The following is a 3,234-nucleotide window of genomic DNA, read 5'->3' on the forward strand; positions in this document are numbered from 1 at the left end:
GCCTCTAAACAAGGTGCAAGCGCGTATCTTGACGCTGTTGGGCCTCTCGCCTGACCTCTACTCGCGCTTTGCTCCACATTCTCTAGAAGCAGTCCTTGAATTGAGCGAACGGTGAGCTTGCGGTTTCTGATGGGTGATAGGGCACGGGGTTGGGAGAAGCTCAAGCGGGAGCTCGAGGGGGCGGGGGTTTGGTAGGCCCATAGCCGTTGATGACTTAAGCCGTTGGTGACTTAGGGAGGTGACTGTAGGGTTGAGGTCGGATGGTCAAACACCTGCGTGGTAGCGTAAAAAGGTGAGCTTGGCCCAACCTCCCAAACGGCGGCGAAGGCTAAAGACCTATCTGGACTTCGTCAAGTTCGAGCACACCCTCTTCGCCCTGCCCTTCGCCTACGGCGGCATGCTCTTGGCGGCGCGGGGCTGGCCGGGCTGGGAGGTGTTCTTCTGGATCAACCTGGCGATGGTCGGGGCGCGCACCGCCAGCATGGCCTTAAACCGGGTGATCGACGCCGAGATCGACTCGAGAAACCCGCGGACGGCCACGCGCGAGATCCCGACGGGTAGGCTCGGCAAACGCGACGGCCTCGTCCTGGCGCTCTTGGGTTTCGCGGCCTTGAGCGTGGCGGGCTGGGCGCTCAACCCGCTCACCCTGGCGCTCCTGCCGGTAGCGGTCTTCTTCTTATCGGCCTATTCCTACCTCAAGCACCTGAGCTGGCTCTGCCACTACTGGCTGGGCGTCACCATCGGGGCGGCGGCGGCAGGCGGCTGGATCGCGGTGACGGGCGCCTTTGCGCCGGCCGCGGTGGCGCTGTGGGCGGCGGTGGGCCTGTGGATCGCCGGCTTCGACATCCTCTACGCCATGCTCGACTACGACTTCGACCGGGCGCAGGGCATCCACAGTGTGCCGGCCCGCTTCGGCAAGGCGCGCGCTTTGAGGATGGCGGCTTGGACGCACGCTCTGGCCTGGCTCTTCTTCGCGCTGACCCTGCCCCTGGCCGGGGCGGGCTGGCCCTACGCGTTGGGCCTCTTGGGCATAGCTTGCCTGCTCTGGCTCGAGCACCAGTTGGTGCGCCGGCACGGGGTGGACGCGGTCATGCGGTCCTTCAACGCCAACTTGTGGATCGGCCTGGTCATGCTCCTGGCTATTGCCCTGGACCTGCTCGTTTAAACTCCTCTCACAATGTTCTCACAACGTTCTCACAACGTTTCTCTCATAAAGCCTAACGGGCGTACTCGACCGCCCGCGACTCCCTCACCACCGTCACCTGTACCTGCCCCGGATACTCCATGTCCTGCTCGATGCGGTTGGCGATGTCGCGGGCCAAGAGGACCGCCGAGGCGTCGTCGACCTTGCTGGGCTCGACGATGATGCGGATCTCGCGGCCGGCCTGGATGGCGTAGGACTTCTCGACGCCGGGAAAGCTGGTGGCGATGGTCTCCAAGCCCTCGAGCCGCTTCAGATAGGTCTCCAAGGTCTCGCGCCGGGCGCCGGGGCGAGCGGCGCTGATGGCGTCGGCGGCCTGGACGAGGATGGGGTAGAGGGTCTCGGCCTGCTCGATCTCGTGGTGGTGGGCGATGGCGTCGATGACCTCGCTGGGCTCGCCGAAGCGCCGGCCCAGGTTGGCGCCGATCTCGGTGTGGGTGCCCTCGATCTCGCGGTCGATGGCCTTGCCGATGTCATGCAGCAGGCCCGCGCGCCGCGCCATGCTCTCGTCCAGGCCGAGCTCGGCGGCGATGATGCCGGTCAGGTGCGCGACCTGCACGGAGTGCTTGAGGACGTTCTGGCCGTAACTCGTCCTGAAGTGCATGCGGCCCATGAGCTGGAGCATGCCGGGCTTGAGGCCGACCACGTTGGCCTCCAGGGCGGCCTCGTCGCCGCGCTCGCGGATATAGGTCTGCATCTCGCTCTGGGCGCGCTGGACCACCTCCTCGATGCGCGCGGGGTGGATGCGCCCGTCGGCGACGAGCTCGGCGAGCGCCAGCTTGGCGACCTCGCGGCGGATGGGGTTGAAGCTGGAGAGCAACACCGCCTCGGGGGTGTCGTCGATGATCAGATCGACGCCCGTCAGCGATTCGAAAGCGCGGATGTTGCGGCCCTCGCGGCCGATGATGCGGCCCTTCATGGCGTCCGAGGGAATCGGCACCACCGACACGCTGATGGCGGCCGAGACCTCCGAGGCGCTGCGCTGGATGGCCTGGGCGATGATGTTGGTGCTCTTGCGCTTGGCCTCGAGGTCGGCCTTTTCGACGGCCGCGCGCACCCGCACCGCCTTTTCGCGCTCGAGCTCGCGCTCTAGGCGCTCCATGATGAGCTCGGCGGCCTGCTCGCGGGAGAGCTGAGCGATCTCGTGGAGCTGGCGGTCGATCTCACCTGCCCTCGCCAGGGTCTCGTCCTCGCGCGCCTTTAGAGCCTCGGCGCGCGCGCTCAAGCGCTCCTCGATGTCGTCGAGCTTGAGCGCCCGGGCGTCCTGCTGCTCACCGCGGCGGTTCAGGCGCTCCTCTAGAGCGTCGGCTTTGTCGCGGTCGCGCTTCAGCTCCTCGCGCTCGAGCCTCAGCTCCTGCCGTTCGCGCTCGATGGCCTCATGCACGCGGCTCTGCTCCTGGGCCAGGCTCTCGCGGGCGCGGCTCGTCTCGAACTCGAGCGCCTGGCGGCTGCGCTCGGCCTCGTACTCGAGCTCCTTGCGCTCCCGCGCCTGGCGCTCGGCGCTCTCGCTCTCGGCGCGCTGGAGGATGATGCGGGTCTCCGCCTCGGCCTGGGCGCGCAGGGCGTCCGCCTCGCGCTGGGCGATCCCCAAGAGGCTCCTATCCTGGCGCTGGCGCAAGGCGAAGCCGATGAGACCGCCGACGAGCAGGCCCAGGACGGCAAGCAGCGCCGCCGCCGCCATGCTCACGAGTCGCTCCCGTCGTCATCGCCTGTGCCGGCGCGGCCGACGCGCGCCGGGTCGCCCTTGATGGCCGCCATCACCTGCGCCCTGATGGTGTCGATCACCTCGGGCCTCTCGCTCAGATAGCTAGCGGCCTTCTCCTTGCCCTGGCCGATGGTCTCGCCGCCGTACTTGAAGAACGAGCCCGACTTCTGGATGATGTCCAAGTCACTGGCAATCGAGATAAGGTCACCCAACTTGTCGATGCCTTTGCCGAACATGATGTCCACCTCGGCCTCGCGAAAGGGCGCCGCGACCTTGTTCTTGGTCACCTTGACGCGGGTGCGGTTGCCGACCTTGTCCAGCCCCACCT

At 67.0% G+C, this 3,234-nt stretch carries 3 protein-coding genes; 1 reads left to right on the forward strand and 2 read right to left on the reverse strand.

Features of this window, described 5'->3' with window-relative positions; all coding sequences use genetic code 11:
• The first annotated feature begins 292 nt into the window (after positions 1–292).
• On the forward strand, positions 293–1,165 hold the full coding sequence (ubiA, locus tag M3498_14105; GenBank protein ID MDQ3460412.1) for a putative 4-hydroxybenzoate polyprenyltransferase: 873 nt from the start codon (positions 293–295) through the stop codon (positions 1,163–1,165).
• Between the two features lie 52 nt (positions 1,166–1,217).
• On the opposite strand, the gene rny is transcribed toward ubiA, so the two are convergent.
• Positions 1,218–2,882, reverse strand: coding sequence for a ribonuclease Y (gene rny, locus M3498_14110; GenBank protein ID MDQ3460413.1), 1,665 nt, complete (start codon positions 2,880–2,882; stop codon positions 1,218–1,220).
• Between the two features lie 2 nt (positions 2,883–2,884).
• The coding region (locus M3498_14115) for a DNA recombination/repair protein RecA (GenBank protein MDQ3460414.1) at positions 2,885–3,234 on the reverse strand (350 nt) is incomplete at its 5' end.

It is taken from the genome of Deinococcota bacterium (assembly GCA_030858465.1).
GTDB lineage: Bacteria > Deinococcota > Deinococci > Deinococcales > Trueperaceae > JALZLY01.